The 24420-nt window shown below is 62.5% G+C and carries 23 protein-coding genes; 10 read left to right on the forward strand and 13 right to left on the reverse strand.

What is annotated here, in order from left to right:
- Window positions 1–22 precede the first annotated feature (22 nt).
- From LUU92_RS13475 to LUU92_RS13495, 5 genes are all read right to left on the reverse strand, one after another.
- Window positions 23–1333: an MFS transporter gene (locus LUU92_RS13475; RefSeq protein WP_071489532.1), complete on the reverse strand. Its 1311-nt coding sequence runs from the start codon at window positions 1331–1333 to the stop codon at window positions 23–25.
- A gap of 161 nt (window positions 1334–1494) precedes the next feature.
- Window positions 1495–2127: an N-carbamoylsarcosine amidohydrolase gene (locus tag LUU92_RS13480; RefSeq protein WP_257103782.1), complete on the reverse strand. Its 633-nt coding sequence runs from the start codon at window positions 2125–2127 to the stop codon at window positions 1495–1497.
- Window positions 2128–2316: 189 nt separating this feature from the next.
- Window positions 2317–3069 (reverse strand): maleate cis-trans isomerase family protein, encoded by a 753-nt coding sequence (locus LUU92_RS13485; RefSeq protein ID WP_016977977.1) that lies wholly within the window; start codon window positions 3067–3069, stop codon window positions 2317–2319.
- Between the two features lie 14 nt (window positions 3070–3083).
- A complete protein-coding gene (locus tag LUU92_RS13490) occupies window positions 3084–3881 on the reverse strand; it encodes an alpha/beta fold hydrolase (protein WP_071488453.1) in 798 nt (265 codons plus the stop codon).
- The gene (locus LUU92_RS13495; RefSeq protein ID WP_058426136.1) at window positions 3878–5011 is read right to left on the reverse strand and encodes an FAD-dependent monooxygenase; all 1134 of its coding nucleotides are present in this window, start codon (window positions 5009–5011) and stop codon (window positions 3878–3880) included. The genes LUU92_RS13490 and LUU92_RS13495 overlap by 4 nt, the downstream gene beginning before the upstream one ends.
- A gap of 307 nt (window positions 5012–5318) precedes the next feature.
- Between LUU92_RS13495 and LUU92_RS13500 the strand changes: the two genes are divergently transcribed.
- The 4 genes from LUU92_RS13500 (at window position 5319) to LUU92_RS13515 (ending at window position 11070) form a co-directional block, all read left to right on the forward strand.
- Window positions 5319–6371, forward strand: a complete 1053-nt coding sequence (locus LUU92_RS13500; RefSeq protein WP_071488452.1) for a 2,5-dihydroxypyridine 5,6-dioxygenase — start codon at window positions 5319–5321, stop codon at window positions 6369–6371.
- Window positions 6372–6431: 60 nt separating this feature from the next.
- A complete protein-coding gene (locus tag LUU92_RS13505; protein ID WP_092250227.1) occupies window positions 6432–6866 on the forward strand; it encodes a MarR family winged helix-turn-helix transcriptional regulator in 435 nt (144 codons plus the stop codon).
- 188 nt (window positions 6867–7054) lie between these two features.
- A complete protein-coding gene (locus LUU92_RS13510) occupies window positions 7055–7537 on the forward strand; it encodes a (2Fe-2S)-binding protein (RefSeq protein WP_071488450.1) in 483 nt (160 codons plus the stop codon).
- On the forward strand, window positions 7537–11070 hold the full coding sequence (locus LUU92_RS13515; protein ID WP_257103783.1) for a molybdopterin cofactor-binding domain-containing protein: 3534 nt from the start codon (window positions 7537–7539) through the stop codon (window positions 11068–11070). Before LUU92_RS13510 ends, LUU92_RS13515 begins: the two co-directional genes overlap by 1 nt.
- Before the next feature lie 120 nt (window positions 11071–11190).
- Here the strand turns inward: LUU92_RS13515 and LUU92_RS13520 are convergent, their stop codons facing one another.
- Window positions 11191–11838, reverse strand: a complete 648-nt coding sequence (locus LUU92_RS13520) for a TetR/AcrR family transcriptional regulator (protein ID WP_092250217.1) — start codon at window positions 11836–11838, stop codon at window positions 11191–11193.
- Window positions 11839–11998: 160 nt separating this feature from the next.
- On the opposite strand from LUU92_RS13520, the gene ggt reads away from it, so the two are divergent.
- Entirely contained in the window at window positions 11999–13723 is a 1725-nt protein-coding gene (gene ggt / locus LUU92_RS13525) for a gamma-glutamyltransferase (RefSeq protein WP_071488448.1), read from the forward strand.
- On the opposite strand, the gene LUU92_RS13530 is transcribed toward ggt, so the two are convergent.
- Window positions 13717–14838, reverse strand: coding sequence for an FAD-dependent oxidoreductase (locus tag LUU92_RS13530; protein WP_257103784.1), 1122 nt, complete (start codon window positions 14836–14838; stop codon window positions 13717–13719). The genes ggt and LUU92_RS13530 overlap by 7 nt on opposite strands.
- A 74-nt stretch (window positions 14839–14912) precedes the next feature.
- Here LUU92_RS13530 and LUU92_RS13535 point away from each other — a divergent pair, with 74 nt between their 5' ends.
- On the forward strand, window positions 14913–15353 hold the full coding sequence (locus LUU92_RS13535; RefSeq protein ID WP_257103785.1) for a MarR family winged helix-turn-helix transcriptional regulator: 441 nt from the start codon (window positions 14913–14915) through the stop codon (window positions 15351–15353).
- Here LUU92_RS13535 and LUU92_RS13540 read toward each other — a convergent pair.
- The 3 genes from LUU92_RS13540 to LUU92_RS13550 form a co-directional block, all read right to left on the reverse strand.
- Window positions 15315–15863 carry an ATP/GTP-binding protein gene (locus LUU92_RS13540; RefSeq protein WP_222541722.1) on the reverse strand — a complete coding sequence of 183 codons (549 nt, stop codon included), beginning with the start codon at window positions 15861–15863 and terminating at the stop codon, window positions 15315–15317. The two genes, LUU92_RS13535 and LUU92_RS13540, sit on opposite strands and share 39 nt — an antisense overlap.
- Window positions 15860–16423 (reverse strand): nicotinamide riboside transporter PnuC, encoded by a 564-nt coding sequence (pnuC, locus tag LUU92_RS13545; RefSeq protein WP_010210641.1) that lies wholly within the window; start codon window positions 16421–16423, stop codon window positions 15860–15862. The genes LUU92_RS13540 and pnuC overlap by 4 nt, the downstream gene beginning before the upstream one ends.
- A gap of 246 nt (window positions 16424–16669) precedes the next feature.
- A complete protein-coding gene (locus tag LUU92_RS13550) occupies window positions 16670–18304 on the reverse strand; it encodes a methyl-accepting chemotaxis protein (RefSeq protein ID WP_071488444.1) in 1635 nt (544 codons plus the stop codon).
- Window positions 18305–18523: 219 nt separating this feature from the next.
- Here LUU92_RS13550 and LUU92_RS13555 point away from each other — a divergent pair, with 219 nt between their 5' ends.
- Both LUU92_RS13555 and LUU92_RS13560 read left to right on the forward strand, forming a co-directional pair.
- The gene (locus tag LUU92_RS13555; protein ID WP_071488443.1) at window positions 18524–19354 is read left to right on the forward strand and encodes an undecaprenyl-diphosphate phosphatase; all 831 of its coding nucleotides are present in this window, start codon (window positions 18524–18526) and stop codon (window positions 19352–19354) included.
- On the forward strand, window positions 19351–19734 hold the full coding sequence (locus LUU92_RS13560; protein WP_257103786.1) for a DUF1294 domain-containing protein: 384 nt from the start codon (window positions 19351–19353) through the stop codon (window positions 19732–19734). Before LUU92_RS13555 ends, LUU92_RS13560 begins: the two co-directional genes overlap by 4 nt.
- On the opposite strand, the gene LUU92_RS13565 is transcribed toward LUU92_RS13560, so the two are convergent.
- From LUU92_RS13565 to LUU92_RS13575, 3 genes are read right to left on the reverse strand one after another with little or no spacing between them, the layout of a single operon-like run.
- A complete protein-coding gene (locus tag LUU92_RS13565) occupies window positions 19723–20079 on the reverse strand; it encodes an MmcQ/YjbR family DNA-binding protein (protein ID WP_071488442.1) in 357 nt (118 codons plus the stop codon). The two genes, LUU92_RS13560 and LUU92_RS13565, sit on opposite strands and share 12 nt — an antisense overlap.
- Window positions 20076–20984, reverse strand: coding sequence for a LysR substrate-binding domain-containing protein (locus LUU92_RS13570; RefSeq protein ID WP_071488441.1), 909 nt, complete (start codon window positions 20982–20984; stop codon window positions 20076–20078). Before LUU92_RS13570 ends, LUU92_RS13565 begins: the two co-directional genes overlap by 4 nt.
- 59 nt (window positions 20985–21043) lie before the next feature.
- Complete coding sequence (locus LUU92_RS13575; protein WP_071488440.1) at window positions 21044–22423, reverse strand: NAD-dependent succinate-semialdehyde dehydrogenase; 1380 nt, start codon at window positions 22421–22423, stop codon at window positions 21044–21046.
- Between the two features lie 157 nt (window positions 22424–22580).
- Here LUU92_RS13575 and LUU92_RS13580 point away from each other — a divergent pair, with 157 nt between their 5' ends.
- Together LUU92_RS13580 and LUU92_RS13585 are read left to right on the forward strand one after the other, a co-directional pair.
- Complete coding sequence (locus tag LUU92_RS13580; RefSeq protein ID WP_257103787.1) at window positions 22581–23507, forward strand: AraC family transcriptional regulator; 927 nt, start codon at window positions 22581–22583, stop codon at window positions 23505–23507.
- Between the two features lie 119 nt (window positions 23508–23626).
- Entirely contained in the window at window positions 23627–24238 is a 612-nt protein-coding gene (locus LUU92_RS13585) for an FMN-dependent NADH-azoreductase (RefSeq protein WP_222539826.1), read from the forward strand.
- Window positions 24239–24420: the final 182 nt, after the last annotated feature.

Genomic DNA, 24420 nt, shown 5'->3' on the forward strand with positions numbered 1-24420 from the left:
TCATCCGGAATAATTGGGGTTATCAACGGTTCACCAGTTTCGCCGGCAAGGCGATGACCAGGAAGCTGCTGAGAATCAGGCAGCCGGCGAAAAACCACAAGGCACCCGCACTGCTGCCTGTGACGTCAATCGCAACGCCCATCAACGAGTTGCTCACCAGACCGGCAATATTCGCCACCGAACAGGCCAGGGCAAAGCCGGTGGCCGCCGCGGTGCCTTTGAGGAACGTCGCCGGCAGGCTGAAAAACACCGGCACCGCGCCGATGATCGCCGCCGAGGCAATCGCGAACAGCGCCACGGTGGCCGCTACGTTATGGGTGAAGAAGGTGCTGGTGGCCATCGCCGCCGCGCCGATGAAAAACGGCACGATAATGTGCCAGCGGCGTTCGCGGTGTTTGTCGGAACTGGCGCCGATCAACAGCATGCCGAGCAGGGCGGCGACGCTCGGCAAGGCGGTGAGCACACCGATATGGAAGGTGTCGGTGACCCCGGCGTTGCGGATGAACGTCGGCATCCAGAAACCCATGGCGTAGGCGCTGAGCAGGATCGAGAAGTCGATACCGCCGAGCATCCACACCTTGAGGTTGAAGAACCCGTCGCGGAAGCTGTGCTTGCTGGCGGTGCCATCGGCGTCGTCCTTGTGCAGTTCGGTTTCCAGCAGGGCCTTTTCCTCGTCCGACAGCCATTTGGCTTGCTGGTAGGTGTTGGGCAGCGCCCAGAAGGTCAGTACGCCGAGCAATACGCTGGGCACCGCCTCGATCAGGAACAGCCACTGCCAGCCGCGCAGACCGCCGATGTGGTCGAAGTGGCCCATGATCCAGCCGGACAGCGGGCCGCCGATCACGCTGGACAGCGGCAGGCCGATCATGAACAGCGCGATGATGCGCCCCCGTCGGTGGGTGGGGAACCAGGTGGTCAGGTAGTACAGCACGCCCGGCAGAAAGCCCGCTTCGGCCGCGCCGAGCAGAAAGCGCAGGATGTAGAACTGGGTGGTGGAGGTGACCAGCATGGTGCAGGCCGAGAGCAGGCCCCAGGTGATCATGATGCGCGCGATCCAGATCTTCGCGCCGACCCGTTCCAGCACCAGGTTGCTTGGCACTTCAAAGATGATGTAGCCGACAAAGAACAGGCCGGCACCGAGGCCGAACGCGGTTTCGCTGAACTGCAACTGGTCGAGCATTTGCAATTTGGCGAAACCGATATTGATCCGGTCCAGATAGGCGGCCAGATAACAGAAGCACAGGAACGGAATCAGTTTCCAGGTGATCTTGTGGTAAAGCGTGTTGACGGGATCGGCGACCGTGGTCGCCGGCGCTGCATTCGCAATGGGCATGGGGTGTCTCCTGGCGGTGACTTATGGTTTTTATACAGCCGCTTTTGTTCCAGCACTTCGGAGTGCTGTAGAAGCGACGTCCAAAGGCAGTGTCAGAAGACTGGGGCGTGTACCCCAGTTTTAGGCGAGACCGCACTCTATGGCGCGATTCTCGGTACCGTTTATTGCTCCCTGAATTTGCGCATCGCCTCCTGCTTGCTCACCACGTCGCCATACTTGCTGTCGATATCGAACAGATTGGCTTCATGGGGGGCCGGGTGCCGGTCGCCGACGCATTCGCGCACGACGATGGTGCGAAACCCGTGTTGCACTGCATCCACCGCCGTGGCGCGGATGCAGCCACTGGTGGAACAACCGGCCAGTACCACGGTGTCGATGCCCTGTGCATGCAGCATCGGCGCCAGGCGGCTGCCGAAAAACGCACTGGCGTACTGTTTGGTGATCACCACTTCATCGGCCTGGGGCAGTACCTCGGCGCAGAACGCGGCCAGTGGGTTGCCTTCGACCATGTCTTTCATCACCGGGGCCTTCTTGACCCATATGCCTCCATCCAGGAAATGGCCGGGATGGTAGCGGATATTGGTGTGGACGACTGCAATCCCGTGCTGGCGTGCGCTGGCCAGCAGCTCCACGCTTTCAGCCACGGCCGTGACCACACCCGGCGCGAACAGCGGCGCGCCTTCGGTGGTGTAGCCTTGCATGAAGTCGATCATCAACAGCGCGGCCTTTTTGCCAAAGCCGATGCGGTTGCCCCATACGCCCTGGTAATTGGCGTCGGCGGATTGTTCGCTCATCGTTTAACCCCCTCATTTCTGGACATTGCACTTACCTTGTGGTGACCGAGCTTGTTGTGGCGAGCGGGCTTGCCCCGCGTTGGGCTGCGAAGCGGCCCCAAAAAAAGCGGGAGCGCTACGCACTCCAACGCGGGGCAAGCCCGCTCGCCACAACTAGCCCGCTTGCCACAGAAGCCCGCTCGCCACACATTAATAGGCGCCGGAGAGCAGGGCACCCGCGCCGGGCACGATGGGTTCCAGGTCCAGGGCCTTGAGCATGGCGTAGGTCGTCGCGATAGCGGCGGTGAGCACCGGCTTGCCGGTTTGCGCCTCGACCTTGGCCACCACCGGCAGCGACTGCATCTGAACGCAGGCGGACAGCACGATCACGTCGACACCTTCCAGGTTCATGCCAGCGACGATGGCCGGCAGGTTGGCCGGGTCGTGGCGGGCCACTTCGAGGTTGTCGGGGATCTCCAGGGCGCGCCAGTCCACCACGTCAAAGCCTTCTTCGCGGATGTAGTTCACCACCAGTTCGGTCAACGGCTTCATGTACGGTGCAACAATCGCGATGCGCTTGGCGCCCATGACTTTCAGGCCCTCGATCAAGGCACCGGCGCTGGTGATGACCGGGGCGTTGGCATCGTTGTCGGCAGTGGCCTTGCGCAGGCGTTGTTCGGAGTTGCGGTGATACCCCAGCCCCATGGCCATGATCGCCACCAGGCACGCATAACCCAGCACGTCTACCTTGGCGTCGGACAACTCGACGGCGCAACGGTCGGACTCACCGTCCATGGCCGCCAGTTCTTCCTTGCGTACCTGCTTCATGCGCATGCGGCTGGAGTGAAAGGTAAAACGCTCGGGACGGATCGCCTGGCGCGCGGTGAGCATCGCCGGGATTTCGGTTTCCATGGTGGTGTTGGAGCTCGGCACGATCTGGCCGATGCGGTAAGGCTTCTGCATGGTGGTCTCCGTTTTTATTGTGTGAGGAAGTCGCCGAGGGCGTGGAAGAAACCGTCGAAGTCATCCCACGGAATCATGTGCCCGGCGTTGGGTACGCGGGCGACCTGGATGCGCGGTTGCAGGCCCTGGATTTCTGCAATGTCCTCATCGAGGATCACCCCGCCGCGACCGGCCACCATCAACAGGGCAGGCGCCTTGAGGTGGGGCAGGTCTTGGTGGAAATCCACGGTGTGGAAATCATTGAAGGCGCGCACGATGGCGGGCTCAAAACAGGTGTGCAGCCATTCGGCACGCAGTTGCAGTTGTTCGTCGGTCCAGGTGGCGCAGAAGGCGCGCATCGCCTCGGCATCCATGCCGACCAGGGATTGGCGGATCGAATCCACGTACCACGGCAGTTTGCTCGGGTACTCACGCCGACCCGGGCCAGACACCGGCGGGTCGATCAGCACCACGCGCTTCACGCCCTGCGGATGTTTGACCGCACTGCGTACGGCAAAACGGGCGCCCATGGAATGGCCCATCAGGTGGTAGCTGTCCAGGTTCAGCGCATCGGCAAAGGCACCGATGTCGTCGGCGCAGGTGTCCGCGCTGTAGTCGAGTTCGGGGCCGGTGGAGGACAGCCCGCGACCGCGCACGTCCAGCACATAGGTGTCGAACTGTGCGCCCAGGCGCTCCGCGACGAACCCCCAGGTGATCGCCGGGCTGGTGATGCCCGGGATCAGGATCAACGCCGGGCCTTTGCCGCCGTAACGCAAGTAATGCTGGCGGATGCCGTTGGCCTGCACGTTGCCACCGTAGAGGAAGGTGCTCACGCGGCCACCCCCGATTTCAGTTCCTGGGCGTACAGGTCATAGCCGTAGACCCAGGCCGGGTCTTCCTGGGTGCGCAGCCAGGTGTTGGCGTTGGACACTGCCTGCACCCGGGAGGCACGTTCCTTGCGGTTGGCTTCGTACAGCTCGAAGGCGGTGCGGTAGTCGCTGATGCCGGTTTCCTGCAGGCAGCGGGTGAGCATGGCGGCGTCTTCGATGGCCATGCCGGCGCCCTGGGCCATATGCGGTTTCATCGGGTGGCAGGCGTCGCCGAGCAGTACCAGGCGACCACGGCTCCACAGCGGCAGTGGGTTGCGGTTGCGCAGCGGCCATTTGGTCACGCTGTCGGTGGATTCGATCAAGGCTTGCACAGTGGGGTGGTAGCCCTTGAAGGCATCGAACATCTCTTCGCGGCTGCTGTCGACGAACGCGCCCTGGAAGTCCCATTCGGCGTGGGGTACGCCGGTCACGTAGTAGTACTCGTCGCGTTTGCCGGTGGTGTAGTAGACCATCATGTGGCGGTCCTCGGTCCACCACTTGATGCAGTCTTCGAACTTCAAGTCGTACTTGGCGAGCTGGTCGCCACGGATCAGTGCGCGGTGCGCGACCCAGCCGCTGTACAGCGGTTTTTCCACGCCCAGCAGTTCTTCGCGGATCTTGGAATTGATGCCGTCGGCGCCGATCACGATGTCGGCGTAGGTCACCTGGCCGTCGGCGAAGGTCAGGCGCACCTGGGTGTCGGTTTCCTCGAGGCTTTCCAGGCGCTTGTTGAAGTGCAGGGTGCCGGGCTTGAGGGTGGACATTTGCAGCGCATGCAGGTCGCCACGGTGCACCGTGATGTAGGACGCGCCGTAGCCGGTGAGCGGGATGCGCGAGAGGTAGTCGCCGGTTTCGCCGCAGCGGCTGAACCAGTGCTCGGGGTGCGAGCCCATCAGGTCCAACTGCTTTTCGATGCCCATGCGGCGAAAGATTTTCATGATATTGGGGCCCATGTGGATCCCCGCGCCCAATCGGGAAAACTCCGGCGCCTGCTCATATACATTCACGTCGAAGCCGGCTTGCTGCAACAGGGTGGCAGCGGCGGCACCGCCCAGGCCTGCGCCGACGATGGCGATTTTTTGCGTGCTTCCCATGGGGCGTATTCCTCTGTCTTTGTGATTTTCGGCGGCGTCTGTCCGCAAGGTTTTTAAAGTGTATACGCTCATTTTTTGAAATGGGAAGCCTGTCTCTGAAAAATTATTTTCTGGCCGTACGGCTCCTGTGTAACGACATGTAGCCAATCAATATTGGAGTTGTTCCGATAGGTAACGTTATGGCGCGCCGCTTGCAGTCTGTTCGCAATTCGGGTTTTATCGTTATTAAATGGCGTATACGCTATAAAAGTGCACTAGAGTGAAGCGCAGTGCCTGAACTTGGTGCGGGCCCACAGGAGACAGGAAAATGCCGGTAAGCGATTGCGAATTGACCCAGATGTTCGAGCACGTGTTGAAGCTGTCCAGGGTCGACCCGACCCAGAGCGTCGCCGTGCTCAAGAGCCATTATTCCGACCCGCGCACCGTGCGCGCCGCGATGGACGCCGCGCAGCGCCTGGGGGCCAAGGTGTATGCGGTGGAGTTGCCATCGTTCAACCATCCCAAGGCCATGGGCAACGACATGACCGCCTACTGCGGCGACACCGCGCTCACCGGTAATATCGCCGCCCAGCGCGCCCTGGAGGCGGCGGATCTGATCGTCGACACCATGATGCTGCTGCACTCGCCGGAGCAGGAGCAGATCCTCAAGACCGGCACGCGCATCCTGCTGGCCGTGGAACCTCCGGAAGTACTGGCGCGCATGCTGCCCACCGAAGAGGACAAGGTGCGTGTGCTGGCGGCCGAGCAGTTGTTGAAGAAGGCGCGTTCGATCCATGTCAAATCCCGCGCCGGCAGTGACTTCCGTGCCGCCCTGGGGCAATACCCCTCCGTGACCGAATACGGCTTTGCCGATGAACCGGGGCGCTGGGACCACTGGCCCAGCGGTTTCCTGTTTTCATGGCCCAACGAAGAAACCGCCGAGGGCGTGCTGGTGCTGGACATCGGCGACATCCTGCTGCCCTTCAAGACCTACACCCGCGAGAAGATCACCCTGGAGATCGAGAAGGGCTTCATCACGAAGATCCACGGGGGGTTCGAGGCCGAGTACCTGCGTGACTACATGAAGTACTTCAACGACCCCGAGGTGTACGGCATCTCCCATATCGGCTGGGGCCTGCAGCCACGGGCACAGTGGACCGCCATGGGCCTGCACGACAAGAACGACGGCATGTGCATGGATGCGCGGGCGTTCTATGGCAATTTCCTGTTCTCCACCGGGCCGAACACCGAGGTGGGCGGGACACGCAAGACGCCGTGCCATATGGACATTCCGCTGCGCAATTGCGATGTGTACCTGGATGATGAGGCCGTCGTGATTGCAGGGGATGTGGTTGCGCCGCAAGCTTCGCGCGCGCGCTGATCACCGGTGTGGGGATGGAGTATCATGCGTCCCCACCTTAACCATCCACCGAGCCAAGCCGTGCCTGATTCCTACGTCTTTTCTGAACAAGTTGGCCACCTGCTGCGCAAGGCCTACCAGCGCCACCTGGCGATCTTTCAGCAGAATGTCGGCGACTCCCAGCTCACCGCCGTGCAGTTCGTGACCCTGTGCGCACTGCGCGATCACGGTGCAAGTTCGCTGACCGAGTTGGTCAAGGCGACTGCGGTGGACCAGGCGACCATCCGTGGGATCGTCGAGCGGCTCAAGGCCAAGGCACTGATCAGCCTGGAACCGGACCCGCAGGACAAGCGCAAGGTGGTGGTGGATCTGTCCCCGGCAGGCGCCGAACTGGTCGCCCAGACCACGCCCCGTGCCGCCCAGATCAGCGAATTGACCATGAGCAATCTCAACCCCGCCGAACGGGTGGCGGTGCTGTTCCTGCTGCGCAAGATGATTGACGATCCCCAGGACTGATTGGGGTGGTCGCCCCCCCTCACCACAATATCCCCGCTCGCCACAGCATTCCCTGGCACCGATCTTGCTCTAAGTTCGTGTAGTAATCACTTCACCAGTCAAGTGTGTCGCGAGGCCCCAGGTCCGCGACGCTTTTTTTTGACTGTTTCATGTAGTGGGTACTTCATCAACTGTTACGGGCGAAGCACATGATCAGCCAGCACATCACAGTAGCGCTTGAGGTCAACGGGCAAACACACGAAGTCAGCGCCATGGCGGACACGCCGCTGTTGCTGGTGCTGCGCAATGACCTGGAACTCAATGGTCCCAAATATGGCTGTGGCCTGGGGGAGTGCGGTGCCTGCACTGTGATCATCGATGGGGTGGCGGCGCGCGCCTGCGTGTTTCCGTTGTCGGGGACCGTGGGCCGCGAGATTGTCACCCTCGAAGGCCTGGGCACGCGCCAGGCGCCGCACCCGGTGCAACAAGCCTTTATCGACGAGCAGGCCGCGCAATGTGGCTACTGCCTCAACGGCATGATCATGACCGCCAAGGCCTTGCTCGACCGTAACCCCAACCCCAGCGAAGCCCAGGTGCGCAACGAGCTGTCGGGCAACCTCTGCCGCTGCGGCACCCATATCGAAATCCTGCGCGCCGTGCTGCGTGCGGCCCGCCTGATGACCGTGGAGTGATGACCATGCCGAACATTCCGCTTTCCCGTGACCAATGGCTGGCCAAGGCCGGTGTCCTGTTGATCGTCGATGATGTGCTGCCGCCCTCGGGGCCGGTGGCCAAGGGTGGCACGCCCACGGTCAAGCCCAAGGAGCTTGGGCTGTTTATTGCGGTCAACGATGACGGCCTGGTGTATGCGTTCAACGGCCATGTGGACCTGGGTACCGGCATCCGTACGTCGCTGGCGCAGATCGTGGCCGAGGAACTGGACCTGGCGATGGACCAGGTGCAGATGGTGCTCGGGGATACCGAGCGCGTGCCCAACCAGGGCGCGACTATTGCCAGCGCTACGTTGCAGATATCAGCAATCCCCCTGCGCAACGCGGCTGCCGAAGCCCGGCGTTTTCTGTTGGCGCGGGCAGCGGGGCGCTGGGGCGTGAGTACAGCCAGCCTGACAGTGGAGGCTGGCGTTATTCAAGCGCCGGATGGGCGCACCACCACCTATGGCGAACTGGTCAGCGGCCAGCACGACCAGCTGCGCATCAGCGGCGACGCGCCGCTAAAGGCCACTGAGGACTATCGCCTGGTGGGCAAGGGCGCCGCACGGGTGGATATCCCCGGTAAGGCCACCGGTGAGCTGACTTACGTGCACGACATGCGCGTACCGGGCATGCTCCATGGCCGGGTGATCCGCCCACCGTATGCGGGGCTGGATTGCGGCGATTTTGTCGGCAACAGCCTGTTGAGCGTGGATGAGTCGTCCATCGCCCATATTCCCGGCATTGTTGCGGTGGTGGTCATCCGCGATTTTGTCGGCGTGGTCGCGTTGCGTGAGGAGCAGGCGATCAAGGCCGCCAGCGCCTTGCAGGTGCACTGGAAACCCTGGAACAACGCCTTGCCGGACATGCGCGATGTCGAACAGGCCATCCGCGACAACCCTCGCGTGCGCCGCACCGTGCTTGACCAGGGCAATGTCGATGAAGCCCTGGCGGGTGCCAGCCAGCACATGCCGCGCAGTTACCTGTGGCCGTACCAGATGCACGGCTCGATCGGCCCCTCCTGTGGCGTGGCGGATTACTCGCCGGCCGGCAGCCGGGTGTGGTCGGGCAGCCAGAACCCGCACCTGCTGCGCGCCGACCTGGCGTGGCTGCTGGAGTGTGATGAGGCGTTGATCGATGTGATCCGCATGGAAGCCGCCGGCTGTTATGGGCGCAATTGTGCGGATGATGTGTGTGCCGATGCCTTGTTGCTGTCCCGTGCGGTCGGCAAACCGGTACGCGTGCAATTGAGCCGTGAACAGGAACACCTGTGGGAGCCCAAGGGCACTGCGCAGTTGATGGATGTGCATGGCGGCCTGAACGCCGATGGCAGCATTGCCGCCTACGACTTTGAAACCAGCTACCCCTCCAACGGCGCGCCAACCCTGGCGTTGTTGCTGACCGGCCGCGTGGAACCGGTGGCGGCGATGTTCGAGATGGGCGACCGCACCTCGATTCCGCCCTACAACATCGACAACATGCGCGTGACCATCAACGACATGGCGCCCATCGTGCGTGCGTCGTGGATGCGCGGTGTGTCGGCGCTGCCCAACACCTTCGCCCACGAATCCTATATCGATGAGTTGGCCTTCGCCGCCGGTGTCGATCCGGTGGAATACCGCCTGCGCTACCTCAAGGACGAACGCGCCATCGACCTGGTCAAATCCACCGCTGAACGCGCCAACTGGACGCCGCGCACCGCGCCGATGCAAACCGCCAATGAGGACCATCTGCTGCGCGGCCGCGGCTTTGCCTACGCGCGCTACATCCACAGCAAGTTCCCCGGTTTCGGCGCGGCCTGGGCGGCGTGGGTGGCGGACGTGGCCATCGACAAGCAGACCGGCGATGTGTCGGTGACCCGCGTGGTGATCGGCCATGACTCAGGGATGATGATCAACCCGGCCGGGGTGCAGCATCAGATCCACGGCAATGTGATCCAGTCCACCAGCCGTGTGCTGAAGGAGCGCGTGACCTTTGAAGAGTCGACGGTGGCGAGCAAAGAATGGGGCGGCTATCCGATCCTGACCTTTCCTGAAGTGCCGCAGATCGACGTGATGATGATGCCGCGCCAGGACCAGCCGCCCATGGGCGCCGGCGAGTCGGCGTCGGTGCCCAGCGCGGCGGCGATTGCCAATGCGATCTACGACGCCACCGGCATTCGGTTTCGTGAGCTGCCGATCACCCCGGAGCGCGTATTGGCGGCGCTGAATGCCGGCACCTTGGGCGAGCCTGCCAAGTCGCCGGAGAAACGGCGCAAATGGTGGTTCGGCGCACTGTTCGCCACCCTGGGCGCGGTGCTGGCGACGGCCTGGCCGTTCCACAATGAAATCGCCCCGATTGCGCCGCCCAGCGCCGGCACCTGGTCCAAGGCCACCCTGGAACGCGGGCGCTTGCTCGCGGCAGTCGGCGATTGCGCGGTGTGCCATACGGCGCCGGGCGGCGCGACCAATGCCGGTGGGCTGGCGATGCAAACCCCCTTCGGCACGCTGTACAGCAGCAATATCACCCCGGACGTGGAGACCGGCATCGGTGCCTGGTCGTACCCGGCGTTCGAGCGTGCGATGCGCGACGGTATCGGCCGCGACGGGCGCAACCTGTACCCGGCGTTTCCCTACACGGCGTTCCGTAATATCAACGATGCGGACATGCAGGCGCTGTATGCCTACCTGATGTCCCAGGCGCCAGTGAGCCAGGCGCCGACGCCGAATGCCATGGGCTTTCCGTTCAACATCAGGCCGTTGATGGCGGGGTGGAATGCACTGAACCTGCGACGTGGTGAAATCACCCCGCAGCCGGAGCGTGGCGAGCAATGGAATCGTGGCAACTACCTGGTCAATGGCCTGGGGCATTGTGCGGCCTGTCATTCCCCTCGCAATGTGATGGGAGCGGAGAAGGGCGGCAAGGCGTTCCTGGCCGGGGGCATGGTCGATGGCTGGGAAGCGCCGGCACTGACCGGCCTGTCCAAGGCGCCGACGCCATGGACCGAAGACCAGTTGTTCACCTACCTGAGTACCGGCTATTCCGACGCCCATGGCGTGGCCGCAGGCCCGATGGGACCGGTGGTGAGTGAATTGTCCAAACTGCCCAAGGCGGATATCCGCGCCATGGCGGTGTACCTGGCGTCGCTCAATGGCGAAGCCGCAGCCGAGGCCCAGGTGGCGGCCGCCGTCAGCGTGCCGAATCCCAATGGCCGACGCGTATTTGAAGGTTCATGCAAGGCCTGCCATGCCGAGGGGCTGGGGCCGAAGCTGTTTGGGGTGAGCCCGTCGCTGGCGACCAATACCAATGTGCACAGCGACCAGCCGGATAACTTGATCAAGGTGATTCTGCAAGGCATCAGCCACCCGGCGACCAAGGACCTGGGGTATATGCCGGGATTCAAGGACAGTCTGTCGAACAGCCAGGTGGCGGATCTGGCGGCGTATCTGCGCGGGCAATTTGCGCCGAATGCGCCGCAGTGGAAGGGGGTGGAGCAGAAGGTGGCGCATCTGCGCGCCAACCCCGGCACCCATTGACGCAATGGGGTAAAACATGTGGGAGGGGGCTTGCCCGCGATAGCGGTGGGTCAGCTAAACATAGGCTGGCTGATGCACCGCCATCGGGGGCAAGCCCTCTCCCACAGTTGGATTCGGTTCTTACAGAGAGGTCGGGGTGACGCCGCGTACCACTAAATCGCTGATAAACCCCAGCCAATCCTGCTGCTGCCCTTTGTTCGCCAGGTCTTCACCGAGGAATGAGCTGAGGGTATGCCGGTTGGAGTTATAGAAGTAGCAGAGCGAGGCGATCATCAAGTACACGTGCTTGAGGTCGACATCCTGGCGAAACACGCCCTGGGCCTGGCCGGCTTCGATGATCGGCTTCAAGACGCCCACGGCCTCCCCCGACAACCTGCGCATCTCGCCGGATTGCTGGGCATGCTTGCCCTGGTGCAGGTTCTCGATGCTCAGGATCGCCACGAATTCCGGGTGCTTGACGTAGTAATTCCAGATAAACGCCACCAGGTCGCGCAGGGCCTGCTCCGGTGCGTCCAGGTCCAGCTTGAGCTTGCTTTCGGCTTGGTTGAACTGCTCATAGATGTGTTCCAGCACGCAGACGAACAGGTGTTCCTTGCTGCCGAAATAGTAATAAAGCATGCGGTCGTTGGAGTCGGCTTCCTTGGAAATGCTGTCGACGCGCCCGCCGGAATAACCGTCACGGGTGAACACCTTGACCGCCGCCTGGAGGATGCGCGCGCGGGTCTGGTCGGCCTGTTGGGCGCGAATGCCGGTCTTCTTGATCACCATGTCAGAGCGCCTTGCAGGACAGTCAGGGCGCGAAATATAGCATGGGCTTTTTCACGTCCGTTCCATGACCGACAAGTTCTGTAATAAAAACGCCATTGCGCTGGGGATTAAATCCGCAACGGGCTATTTTGGTGCGTCTCAATAACTAGAGTAGCCATGGATGAAATACCAACCTTTCAGCCGTACCTTGATTGCCACCGCCCTGGTGTTGACCGTCAGTGGTGTGCAAGCCGCTTCCCAGGCCCCGGTGGCCGGTGAAAACGGCATGGTGGTAACGGCCCAGCATTTGGCCACTCATGTGGGTGTAGACGTGCTCAAGGCCGGCGGTAATGCGGTCGACGCTGCCGTCGCCGTGGGCTATGCGCTGGCGGTGGTGTACCCGGCGGCGGGTAACCTGGGCGGCGGCGGTTTCATGACCGTGCAACTGGCGGACGGGCGCAAGACCTTCCTCGACTTCCGCGAAAAAGCCCCGTTGGCGGCGACCGCCGACATGTACCTGGACAAGGACGGCAACGTCATCGACGGCCTTAGCGCCAAGGGCCACCTGGCTGTCGGCGTCCCCGGCACCGTGTCGGGCATGGAACTGGCGCTGAGCAAATACGGCACCCTGAAGCGCGCCCAGGTCATCGCCCCGGCGATCAAGCTGGCGGAAAACGGCTTTGCCCTGGAGCAGGGCGATATCGACTTGCTGCACACCGCCACCGGCGAATTCGAAAAAGACAAGGACATGCGCGCAATCTTCCTGCACAACGGCCAGCCGATGCAGGTCGGCCAGAAGCTGGTGCAGAAAGACCTGGCCAAGACCCTCAAGGAAATCTCGGCCAAGGGCAGCGATGGTTTCTATAAAGGCTGGGTGGCCAAGGCGCTGGTGGATTCCAGCCAGGCCGGCAAGGGCATCATCACCCAGGCGGACCTCGACAAGTACAAGACCCGCGAACTGGCGCCTATCGAGTGCGACTACCGTGGCTACCACGTGGTCTCGGCACCGCCTCCAAGCTCGGGTGGCGTAGTGATCTGCCAGATCATGAACATTCTCGAAGGCTACCCGATGGCCGACCTGGGCTATCACTCGGCCCAGGGCCTGCACTACCAGATCGAAGCGATGCGCCACGCCTACGTGGACCGCAACAGCTACCTCGGCGACCCGGACTTCGTGAAGAACCCGATCGAGCACCTGCTGGACAAAAACTACGCGGCCAAACTGCGTGACGCCATCGAACCGCAAAAAGCTGGCGATTCCCAGGCGATCAAGCCGGGCGTGTCGCCCCATGAAGGCAACAACACCACTCACTACTCCATCGTCGACAAGTGGGGCAACGCGGTGTCGGTCACTTACACCCTCAACGACTGGTTCGGTGCGGGCGTAATGGCGAGCAAGACCGGGGTGATCCTCAACGATGAAATGGACGACTTCACCGTCAAGGTCGGCGTGCCGAACATGTACGGCCTGGTCCAGGGTGAAGCCAATGCCATCGCACCGGGCAAGGCGCCGCTGTCGTCGATGAGCCCGACCATCGTGACCAAGGATGGCAAGGCGGTGATGGTGGTCGGTACGCCGGGTGGCAGTCGCATCATCACGGCGACCTTGCTGACCATCCTGAATGTCATCGACTACAAGATGAACATCCAGGAAGCCGTGGACGCACCGCGTTTCCACCAGCAGTGGATGCCGGAAACCACCAACCTCGAGCGGTTTGCAGTGAGCCCGGATACCCAGAAGATCCTCGAAAGCTGGGGCCACAAGTTTGCCGGCCCGCAGGATGCCAACCACCTGGCGGCGATCCTGGTGGGCGCGCCGTCCCTGGATGGCAAGCCGGTGGGTAACAACCGCTTCTATGGGGCGAATGACCCGCGTCGCAATACGGGGCTGTCGTTGGGCTACTGAGGCGTGAGGTGGTGATGCAGGTGGGCCAGGGACAGCGCCAGGCTGTCGTGGGATAACTGGATGGCGGCGGCTTCGGCGCTGCCCTGGGCCGCCGGTATTACTCGTTCGAACATGTGGTTTTCATAGGCCTGCACTGCTGATGAGCAGTCGGGTGTCTCCAGCAGGTGCTGCGCCAGTTCGGCCGCATCCAGCATCGCCGCGTTCACCCCTTCGCCGCCAAACGGCGACATCAGATGGGCCGCATCGCCGATCAGCGTCAACCCCTGGCGGTGGGACCAGCGATGGCCGACGGGCAGGGCGTGGATCGGTCTCGCCAGTAGCGTCTCGTTCGCCGCATCAAACAATGCCAATACCTGCGGGTGCCAGCCATGGAACTGGGCTTTCAGTGCGGGCAGGCTGAGGTGATCGGCGCCCCAGTCGGACGGTACGCGAAAGATCGCATAGCCGCGCAAATGCGCGTTGGCGTTGCGCTGCACGATGATCGCCCTGGCTTCGCCGGCAACCTGCAGGGTGCCTCGGCCAACCAGTGCGGCGAGGTGCGGGTGCTGACGGTCTGCATCGTCGATGCCGAACTCGATGAAGGTCAACCCGCTGTATTGCGGCTGATAGGTCGACAGCAGCCGGCGTATTTTCGACCAGGCGCCGTCGGCACCCACCACCAGGTCGAAGGGGCCGTGGGTGAGGGCGCCTTGATGCAGCGTCCAACGTTCATCACCGGTCGGGCGAACGCCGGTGACGCTGGCACCCCAACTCACACAGTCTGGCGGCAGTGAATCCAGCAGCGCCTGGCGCAAGGCGGTGCGGTCGACTTCAGGGCGGTCGCCTGCGTCCGGGTTGGGGGCTTCGAACAGCAAGCGACCGTGCTGATCCATCAAGCGCGAGCCTTGGTCTTCGTAACGGGCGATGCGTTTGAATGCCTCCTCCAGGCCGGCACGCTGCAAGGCGAGTTGGCCGGATTCGGCATGCAGGTCCAGCGTGCCACCTTGTGGGCGCTCCAGCGGGCTACGTTCACGTTCAAACACGCTGGCGTGGACGCCATGGCGGTAAAGGATTCGCGCCAAGGTCAACCCGCCGGGGCCGGCGCCGACGATGGCGATGCGCAATGAGGTATTCATGAAATTGTCCTTGGCGATGTTTATAGGATCCTATACATTTAGTTCATAGGATCCTATGGAAAGTCAACGCCCTCATGAAGACTCAAACGCCTGCTCCAAACCCCCTGCAACAGATCGGCCTGGCGAACCGCGGTTTCATCCGCCTCTACGAAGGTCGCCTGAGAGCGCTGGGCTTTGCTGTCGCGCAGATTCCGGTGCTGGCGGCGCTCAAGCACAGCGAGGGTTTGCCCCAGGCCGAACTGGTGCGCATTGCCCGTGTCGAGCAGTCGAGCATGGCCCAGTTGCTGGGCCGTATGGAGCGTGACGGCATGATCGAGCGGGTGGCTGACCCGGCTGATAAACGCAGCCGCTTGATTACCCTGACCGACGCGGCGCGCAAACGCATGCCCGCTGCCCGCGCGATCATGCTGCAAGGCAGCGCGCAGGCGCTGGAGGGGTTCAGTGAAGAGGAAGAGGCGACCTTGCTGGCGTTGCTGCTAAGGGTGAATGCCAACCTGGAGCGTGCCGGCGAGTAGCTGTTCAACCGCGGCCAACGCGGTGGCGCGGCGCTGTGCCCAATGACCACGAATCACCAGGGCGGGCTGCTGATGGTGCTCGAGCCACTCCAGGCTGCCACGGAAGAACACTCGGCGATCCGCAAGGTCCGGCTGGCAGCGCTGCCCGTCGGCGGTCCATTCCACATCTTCCGGCGAGAGCAGCAGGTGCAGGTCGTAGTGGCGGGCCAGCAGTTCGCTGTCGAGCCAGGCGGGGTAGTCGCCGAACAGGGTCTGGCTCCAGAGCTTGTTGGTCAGCAAATGCGTGTCGAGGATCAACAGCGCAGGCTGTTGGGCGCGGGCGGCGTCTTCCCAGGCCAGTTGACCACGGGCAATGGCCGGGATATCGGCCAGGGTGGTGTCGCGCTGATGGTGATCGATGAAATGGCGCACGTATTCACCGACCATCAACCCGCCGAAATGCGCCTGCAACTCTGCGGCCAGCCAGCTTTTGCCGCTGGATTCCGGGCCGGCCAGTACCACCACCTTCATGCGTGCAACGCCGGATCGGCGCGCCATTCACGCCAGCCTTGCACGGCGATCACGGTGAACAGTGCATAGAGCGCGGCGGTAAGGTACAGGCCTTTGTAGAGGAACAGCCCGACGAAGATCACATCCACTGCGATCCACAGTGGCCAGCACTGCACGCGTTTCTGCGCCATCCACATCTGCGCCACCAGGCTGAAGCCGGTGAGGGCGGCGTCCAGCCAGGGCTGGGCGGCATCGGTCCAGTGCGCCATGGCGGCGCCGAGCAACAGGCTGCCCACTGCGCCCACGGCCAGGCTGGCCATGATCGCCGGCACTCCCAGGCTGGTGACCTGTCGCCCTTGCTTGACCTCGCCGGCGCGGGTCCACTGCCACCACCCGTAGACCTGCAGCGCGGCGTAGACCACCTGCAAGAGCATGTCGGAATAGAGCTTCACATCGAAGAACACCCAGGTGTAGAGCAGCACCATGACCAGGCCGATGGGCCAGCACCAGGGGTTTTGCTTGACGGTCAGCCACACCGCGATCACCCCGAGGGCGGCGGCGAACAGTTCAAGCCCGGACATGGTGGTTCCTTGGGAGAGTGGGAGAGGGCGGGGATTGTAACCAAAGAAGAATGCTGCGGGCATTATCTCTGTGGCGAGCGGGCTTGCCCCGCGTTGGGCTGCGTAGCAGCCCCAATAAATACGCCGCGTACTGTCTGACAGTATGCGGTGTCTGGTTTTAGGGCTGCTGCGCAGCCCAACGCGGGGCGAGCCCGCTCGCCACAACAAGCCCGCTCGCCACATTAAGCGGGCTCGCCACAAGCAGCATCAGATTTTGAATTGGCGCAGCAGGCCGTCGAGCTGGTCGCTCAGGCCACGCAACTGTGCACTTGCCAGACTCGACTGCTCCGCTGCCAGTGCCGTGCTGTGGGACAACCCCGCCGCCTGGGTGACGTTCTGGTTGATGTCTTCCACCACATGGGCCTGTTGCAGCGTCGCGCTGGCAATCGAGGCGTTGAGGCCGTTGAGGTTGCGCAATGCCTGGCCTATGGCGGTCAGGCTGGCCCCGGCCTGGCCGGCTTGTTCGATGGTCAGTTGGGAGGCGCTGTGGCTATCGCTGATCACCTTGACCGCCGCTTCCGAGTGGCCCTGCAGGCGCTCGATCATGCCCTGGATCTCGGCGGTGGACTTTTGTGTGCGCTGGGCCAGCAGCCGCACTTCATCGGCCACCACCGCAAAGCCGCGGCCTTGCTCGCCGGCACGCGCCGCTTCAATTGCCGCGTTGAGGGCCAGCAGGTTGGTCTGGTCGGCGATCGAGCGGATCACTTCGAGCACGCTGCCGATCTGGGTGCTTTCGGCGGACAGGGTACGGATCACCTCCACCGCCTGGCTGATGGTGCCGGAGAGCTGGTCGATCTGTTGCAGGCTGCCGTCGATATTGACCTGGCCTTGTTGCGCCTGGGCCTGGGCGTCGCGCATTTCGCTGGCGGCGTGTTCGGCGTTCTTGGCTACGTCCTGCACGCCGTAGGTGACTTCGTTGATGGCAGTGGCCACCAGTTCCATCTGCTGGGACTGCTGCTGGCTGCGATCATGGGCCTGGGTCGCATTGGTGCCCAGTTCCTGGGACGACTGGCCCAGGGCGTTGGCGCATTCCTGCAACTGGCTGACCACCTGGCGCAGCTTGGCGGTGAAGCTGTTGAAGTGCCGGGCCAGTTGGGTGACTTCGTCCTGGCCATGGGTGTCGAGGCTGCGGGTCAGGTCGCTTTCGCCGCTGGCGATGTTGCCCATGGCGTTCACCGCATCCTGCAACGGCCGCACGATGCTGCGGGCGATCAGCGCCACCAGCAATGCCATGAGCACCGCGATACCCAGGCCGATAAACGAGGCTTTCCACACCTGGCCGCTGAACTCGGCCTGCACATCGTCCACGTACACGCCGGAGCCGATGATCCAGCCCCACGGCTCGAACAACTGGATATACGAGGTCTTGGCCACCGGCGCTTCGGCACCCGGTTTCGGCCAGCGATAGTTGACGATGCCGGCGCCCTTGGCCTTGGCCAGGCTCACGAATTCGTTGAACACTGCAAACCCGTCGGGGTCGCGGATGGCCGAGAGGTTCTGGCCGTCGAGCTTGGGGTTGGCCGGGTGCATGATCATCACCGGCGTGAGGTCGTTGATCCAGAAGTAGTCGTCATGGTCGTAGCGCAAACCGCGCACGGCACTCAGGGCCTGTTTCTGGGCGGCTTCGCGGGTCATGACGCCGGTAGTTTCCAGGCCGTGATAAAACGTCAGGATCCCGCTGGCGGTCTGGACCACGTGTTGGGTCTGTTGGCGCTTGGCCTGGTAAAGGTCGTCGTGGATCTGCTTGAGCATCAATAAACCCAGGGCCAGCAGCATCAGCACGGCGACTATCAGGATCAGCCAGAGGCGCCGGCTGATCGACATATTGCGCAAACTGTTCATCGTCCTGTCACTCCGTGCTTTTTATAATTGTGGGCGCTGCATCGACTTTTCCGCCTTGTCTGATAGGCTTTCGGCTTGTATTCGGAAAACCTGAGTACTGTCTGATTTTTCACAAGATTTTTGCGTACCGGGTGTGAGAGTCACCCCTGGGTCTTGTCGTCAGTGAACCATTAAAAAGATCAATAAGGCTTGCCATAGAGCAAGACCTTTGGGGGAAGCATGGATTTTTGGACCGCCATACAGGCATTGATTCTTGGCGTTGTGGAGGGGCTGACCGAGTTCCTGCCGATTTCCAGCACCGGCCACCAGATCATCGTTGCCGACTTGATCGGCTTCGGCGGTGAGCGTTTCGAAGCCTTTAATATCATCATCCAGCTGGGGGCGATCCTCGCCGTGGTCTGGGAGTTTCGCCGCAAGATCCTCGACGTGGTCATCGGTTTGCCGACCCAGCGCAATGCCCAGCGCTTTACGATCAACCTGATCATTGCCGTGTTGCCAGCAGTGGTGTTGGGGGTGATCTTCGCCGACCTGATCAAGCACTACCTGTTCAACCCGATCACCGTGGCAACCGCCTTGGTGGTAGGTGGCATCATCATGTTGTGGGCCGAGCAGCGTCAGCACCGTAGCCACGCCAACACCGTCGACGAGATCACCTGGAAAGACGCGGTCAAGATCGGCTTCGCCCAGTGCCTGGCCATGATCCCCGGCACGTCGCGCTCCGGTGCGACCATTATTGGCGGCCTGCTGTTCGGCCTGTCGCGCAAGACCGCGACCGAGTTCTCGTTCTTCCTCGCCATGCCGACCATGGTCGGTGCTGCGCTGTACTCGGGCTACAAGTACCGTGACCTGTTCCAGCCAGCGGATTTCCCGGTGTTCGCCATCGGCTTCGTGACCTCGTTCATCTTCGCGATGATTGCGGTCAAGGGCTTGCTCAAGTTCATCGCCAGCCACAGCTACGCGGCATTTGCCTGGTACCGCATCGCATTTGGCCTGCTGATCCTGGCGACCTGGCAGTTCGGCTGGATCGATTGGACGGCGGTCAAGCCTTGAGCATCCAGTATCCGCGTTTGAAGGCGGCGATCTTCGCGCTGTTGTGCGCGCCGCCGTTGATAGGGGCCGCGCTGGTCTGGTATCGCGGCGAGACGCTGATCCCGCTGGCCGCCTATGGTGTCGTCAGCGTGATCGCGTTTTTCCTGTACTGGAGCGACAAGCGCAAAGCGCAGACCGACCGCTGGCGCACCCCGGAAAACATCCTGCACGCCGTGGAGCTGGCGGGTGGCTGGCCGGGAGCGTTGATTGCCCAGCAGGTGTTCCGGCACAAGACGCGCAAGGTGTCGTACCAAGTGCTGTTCTGGGTGATCGTGCTGTTGCATGAGGTGTTCTGGCTGGACCAGTTGTTCCTCGGCGGCACCTTGCTCTCAGTCTTCTAGCCGCAACCCGACCTGCGTGCGCTTGGGCAACTTGCTCACCACCAACTGGTGGGAACGCTGCAACAAACCGCGCAGTTCTTCGGCGCCCAGCGGGTAGGGCGTGTTCATGATGATCCACTGTGCACGCGCCAGGTACGGCGCCGGTTGGATGCCGGGGCGATCCACATGGCCGAGGAACAGCTCCTTGTCGACCTTGAACGCCAGCGAGTCACCGCGCAGGTTTTGCAGGGCGAACATCTTGTTGCCGGCAATCGAGAACACCCGCACGCCGCCCCATTTGTAGTCTTCGCGCGCGCCGGGCAGCGCCAGGCAGAACGCCGCGACTTGTGCTTCGGTCATCTTCATAGCAAGCGGTCTCCACAGCCTTTGAAACCTTCTTCGAGGTAGTCGATCCAGGCCCGGATCGCCGGCAGCACGCCGCGCCGATGCGGGTAGACGGCCTGGAGCCAACCGCCCGGCAACGACCATTCGGGCAACAGTTGCACCAACCGGCCATTTGCCAGTTCCTCTTCACAGTACATCATCGGCAGTACGGTAAAACCCAGGCCCATGATGGCGCTGGCTTTGCGCACGATAAAGTCGTCGATACCCAGGCGGGCTTCCATCGCCAGCTCGTGGGCGTTGCCCTGGGGATCGAGAATGCGCTGGTGCACCAGCCGGTCCGCTTCCAGTGCACCGAGGATCGGCAGCTGCTTGAGGTCGTCCAGGGTCGTGACCTGACGCCCGAGCATCAGTGCGGGGCTGGCCACCAGCACGGTCTGGGCCTGGCGCAGGCGTTTGGTCACCAACAGCGGGTCCTCATCGCCCAGCTCACGCACGCGCAAGGCCACATCGATGCCTTCGGCCACCAGGTCGACGCGGCGGTTGACCAGGGTCATCTCCAACTGCACCTGAGGGTGGGCGGCAAGAAAACCGGCGACCAGCTCCGGCAGGATGTGCTGGGCCATGCCCACCGGGCAGCTCACCCGCAGTCGCCCACGGGGCTCGCTGGACATGCTGGCCACGGCCTCATCGGCCATTTCCGCCTCCAGCAACATGGCCTGGCAATGGCGCAGGTAGCGTTCGCCGACGGCGGTGAGGGTAAGCTGGCGGGTGGTACGTTGCAGCAGGCGTGCACCGAGGCGCTCTTCCAGCTCGGCGATGCGCCGCGACAGCCGCGACTTGGGAATTCCCAACAGCCGGCCGGCGGCGGCGAAACCGCCGGCATCGACGACTTTGGCGAAATAATAGAGGTCGTTGAGGTCTTGCATGGTCAGCCCATTGTCCTGTCAATGGGACGAACTATCCGCGCCTGACGAGGGCAAATCCACTACAAATGCGCACCGCCCATCAACACATACTTCACCTGCACATACTCTTCGATCCCGTAATAGCTGCCTTCGCGGCCATACCCGGACTGCTTGATCCCGCCAAACGGCACCGACGCGGTGCCGACCGAGCCTGAGTTGAGAATCACCATGCCGGCCTCCAACTGGCGCGACAGGCGCAACGACCGCCCCAGCGCGCTGGTGTAGGCATAGGCGACCAGGCCGAACTCCGTCTGGTTGGCGCGGGCGATCACTTCTTCTTCGTCCTTGAACGAGTAGATGGCGAACACCGGCCCGAAGATCTCCTCGGTCGCCAGGGGGGAGTCGTCCCGCAAACCGGTCAACACCGTCGGCTCGTAGAACAGGCCGCCCTTGGCGTGGGGCCTGCCGCCCATCAGCACGCTGGCTCCGGCAGCCTTGGCGGCTTCCACCAGGCGCACGACCTTGTCAAAGCCCGCTTGATTGACCAGCGGGCCGACCACAAAACCTTCACGCAGGCCCTGGTCCACTTCGATCCCGGCCACCGCATGCTGCACGCGCTGGATGAAGTCTTCGAGGATGCTGTGCTGCACAAAGATCCGGTTCGGCGATATGCATACCTGGCCGGAGTTGCGCAGCTTGGCACCGACCAGTCCCTTCACCGCCTCATCCAGATCGGCGTCCTGGAAGACGATAAACGGGGCGTTGCCGCCCAGCTCCAGGGTCATCTTCTTGATGCTTGCCGCGCATTGTGCGGCAAGCAATTTGCCAACGCCGGTGGAACCGGTAAACGAGATCTTGCGGATACGCGGGTCGCCCGTGAGGATCAGGCCGATCTCCCTGGGGTCGCCCGCTACCACCTCCAGCACGCCTTCCGGGATGCCAGCCTTGCGTGCGTACTCCAGCAATTTGAAGGCCGTCAGCGGTGTATCCTCGGCGGGTTTGATCACCATGGTGCAACCGGCGGCCAGGGCCGTGCCGACCTTGCGGGTGATCATCATGAACGGGAAGTTCCATGGGGTGATGGCGGCGACCGGGCCGATGGCTTCCTTGGTCACCAGCACATTGGCGTTGCGGTCATGGGTGGGGATCGTGTCGCCGTACACGCGCTTGGCCTCTTCGGCATACCACTCGATAAAGCCCAGGCCGTAGTCGATCTCGCCACGGGCTTCACTGAGGCATTTGCCGTTTTCGCGGCAGAGCAATTCGGCGAAGGCTTCCTTGTCGGCTTTGACTGCGTCATGCCAGTGGCGCAGGAGGTCGCTGCGCTCCTTGGCCAGCCTGGACGACCATGCGGGAAAGGCGGCGCAGGCACGGTCGACGGCGGCCTTGACCTGGTGGGTGGTGTTCTGGGCGACGCGGCCGACTTCTTCGCCGGTAGCAGGGTTGTAAACGATAAGCATGGGGAGTCTCCGAGGGCTGAAAGTGCTGTTCCAGGCTACGCAGAGACAGTGTTTGAGCGAATATCCATTCCAATGTGCTGATTGCCTATTCCTATGAGGCCGTAGCCTGGATGCGGATTGCGCGCTACCGTGGCACTTTGCACAGAGGCCAGGATCCATGGACCGTACAGACAGAATCATCGCGCTGATGGACACCCTGGCGCCTGTCGAGGGCTATAACCTCAGCGCACTGGATGACGTGCGCTTCCTGCGCTCCAACCGCCCGTTGCAGCGGGTGCCGGTGCTGTATGACCCCGGCATCGTGATGGTCTGCCAGGGGCGCAAGCGCGGTTACCTGGGGGATGAGGTTTACCTGTACGACGCCCGGCACTACCTGGTGGTGTCAGTGCCGGTGCCGTTCACCATGGAGACCGACGCCAGCGAAGCCGAGCCCATGCTCGCGGTGTACCTGCGCCTGGACTTCACCCTCGCGGCCGAACTGATGGTGGCGCTGGATGAGTTTCCGGCGCTGGTCGACGCCAAACCGCGGGGCATGTATTCATCGTCCATGGATGACTTGCTCAGCGAGTCGCTGTTGCGCTTCCTGCAAGCCATGGGCACGCCGATGGACGCGCACATCCTCGGCCCGGCGTTGATGCGCGAAATCTACTACCGGATCCTTACGGGCGAGCAGGGCGGTTCGATGCGCGCCGCGTTGAATCGCCAGGGGCAGTTCGGCAAGGTGGCGCGGGCGATTCGCAAGATCCATGGGTGTTATGCCCAGCACCTGGACGTGGAGGCGTTGGCCCGAGAGGCGATGATGAGCGTGCCGAGCTTTCACGCGCATTTTCGCACGGTCACCGACACCTCGCCGATGCAGTACCTCAAGTCCACGCGCCTGCACCAGGCGCGTTTGCTGATGCTGCGCAGCGATATCAGCGCCGCCACGGCAAGTGCCAAGGTCGGCTATGAAAGCCCTTCGCAGTTCAGTCGCGAGTTCAAGCGCTTCTTCGGGCGCACACCCCAGGCGGAAATCCAGTGGATGAAGCGCACCTATGCGTTGCCGGCGCCTGCGTCGGCGTCGATTTACGTGTCGTCCCATTGAACATTGTCCTGCTGGCGGGACAAACAGTCGCGTTTCAATGGTCTAATCCTTTATTCGGATCATCTGTAGGATGAACCTCACTCGATCGCCCCACGGCGATCCTCACTTGGAGATTCCGCATGAAACTTTTGCATATCGATTCCAGCATCCTCGGCGACAACTCGGCTTCCCGTCAGCTCAGCGCGGGCGTGGTCAAAGCCTGGCAAGCGGCTGAACCGGGTGTGGAAGTGACCTACCGCGACCTGGCCAGCGAAGGCATCAACCACTTTTCCGGCGCAACCCTCGGCGCCCTCGGCACCGCCGCCGAACTGCGTGATGCCGCGCAGAAGCATGAGGCTGAGCTGAGCGCTTCGTCGCTGGCTGAATTCCTCGCCGCCGACGCGGTAGTGGTTGGCGCACCGATGTACAACTTCACCATTCCGACCCAGTTGAAAGCCTGGATCGACCGTATCGCCGTTGCCGGCCAGACTTTTCGCTACAGCGAAGCCGGCCCTGAAGGCCTGTGCGGCAACAAGAAGGTCATCATCGTGTCCACCGCGGGCGGCCTGCACGCCGGCCAGGCCTCGGGTGCTGCCCATGAAGGCTACCTGAAACTGCTGTTTGGCTTCCTGGGTATCACCGATATCGAAATCGTACGCGCCGAAGGCCTGGCCTACGGTGATGAAGTGCGCAGCAAAGCCCTGAACGACGCCAACGTGGTCATCAACGAACAATTGTTCGCCGTCGCGTAAGGCTTGTGTAAATTCCGCCTTTGCTCGGTTTCATTCTGAAGCCGGGCGCCTAAACTCTGTATTCTGCTCGCCTCAAAGCGAACGGAGTACGGAGTTTTTTCGTTTGTGCGCTGTCATTACTTTGGCCCAGGTTGTGCAAGCGTGGGTTTAACACCCTGGACTTTTTTCGATATGTCGGTTCT

This window comes from Pseudomonas extremorientalis, assembly GCF_024584605.1.
Classification (GTDB): domain Bacteria; phylum Pseudomonadota; class Gammaproteobacteria; order Pseudomonadales; family Pseudomonadaceae; genus Aquipseudomonas; species Aquipseudomonas extremorientalis.

Excerpts from the sequence above, each read along its gene's own strand:
- LUU92_RS13475 (WP_071489532.1), bottom strand. The coding sequence starts at position 1,333 with ATGCCCATTGCGAATGCAGCGCCGGCGACCACGGTCGCCGATCCCGTC.
- LUU92_RS13480 (WP_257103782.1), bottom strand. The coding sequence starts at position 2,127 with ATGAGCGAACAATCCGCCGACGCCAATTACCAGGGCGTATGGGGCAAC.
- LUU92_RS13485 (WP_016977977.1), bottom strand. The coding sequence starts at position 3,069 with ATGCAGAAGCCTTACCGCATCGGCCAGATCGTGCCGAGCTCCAACACC.
- LUU92_RS13495 (WP_058426136.1), bottom strand. The coding sequence starts at position 5,011 with ATGGGAAGCACGCAAAAAATCGCCATCGTCGGCGCAGGCCTGGGCGGT.
- LUU92_RS13500 (WP_071488452.1), top strand. The coding sequence starts at position 5,319 with ATGCCGGTAAGCGATTGCGAATTGACCCAGATGTTCGAGCACGTGTTG.
- LUU92_RS13510 (WP_071488450.1), top strand. The coding sequence starts at position 7,055 with ATGATCAGCCAGCACATCACAGTAGCGCTTGAGGTCAACGGGCAAACA.
- LUU92_RS13515 (WP_257103783.1), top strand. The coding sequence starts at position 7,537 with ATGACCATGCCGAACATTCCGCTTTCCCGTGACCAATGGCTGGCCAAG.
- LUU92_RS13520 (WP_092250217.1), bottom strand. The coding sequence starts at position 11,838 with ATGGTGATCAAGAAGACCGGCATTCGCGCCCAACAGGCCGACCAGACC.
- ggt (WP_071488448.1), top strand. The coding sequence starts at position 11,999 with ATGAAATACCAACCTTTCAGCCGTACCTTGATTGCCACCGCCCTGGTG.
- LUU92_RS13530 (WP_257103784.1), bottom strand. The coding sequence starts at position 14,838 with ATGAATACCTCATTGCGCATCGCCATCGTCGGCGCCGGCCCCGGCGGG.
- LUU92_RS13535 (WP_257103785.1), top strand. The coding sequence starts at position 14,913 with ATGAAGACTCAAACGCCTGCTCCAAACCCCCTGCAACAGATCGGCCTG.
- LUU92_RS13540 (WP_222541722.1), bottom strand. The coding sequence starts at position 15,863 with ATGAAGGTGGTGGTACTGGCCGGCCCGGAATCCAGCGGCAAAAGCTGG.
- pnuC (WP_010210641.1), bottom strand. The coding sequence starts at position 16,423 with ATGTCCGGGCTTGAACTGTTCGCCGCCGCCCTCGGGGTGATCGCGGTG.
- LUU92_RS13550 (WP_071488444.1), bottom strand. The coding sequence starts at position 18,304 with ATGAACAGTTTGCGCAATATGTCGATCAGCCGGCGCCTCTGGCTGATC.
- LUU92_RS13555 (WP_071488443.1), top strand. The coding sequence starts at position 18,524 with ATGGATTTTTGGACCGCCATACAGGCATTGATTCTTGGCGTTGTGGAG.
- LUU92_RS13565 (WP_071488442.1), bottom strand. The coding sequence starts at position 20,079 with ATGAAGATGACCGAAGCACAAGTCGCGGCGTTCTGCCTGGCGCTGCCC.
- LUU92_RS13570 (WP_071488441.1), bottom strand. The coding sequence starts at position 20,984 with ATGCAAGACCTCAACGACCTCTATTATTTCGCCAAAGTCGTCGATGCC.
- LUU92_RS13575 (WP_071488440.1), bottom strand. The coding sequence starts at position 22,423 with ATGCTTATCGTTTACAACCCTGCTACCGGCGAAGAAGTCGGCCGCGTC.
- LUU92_RS13580 (WP_257103787.1), top strand. The coding sequence starts at position 22,581 with ATGGACCGTACAGACAGAATCATCGCGCTGATGGACACCCTGGCGCCT.
- LUU92_RS13585 (WP_222539826.1), top strand. The coding sequence starts at position 23,627 with ATGAAACTTTTGCATATCGATTCCAGCATCCTCGGCGACAACTCGGCT.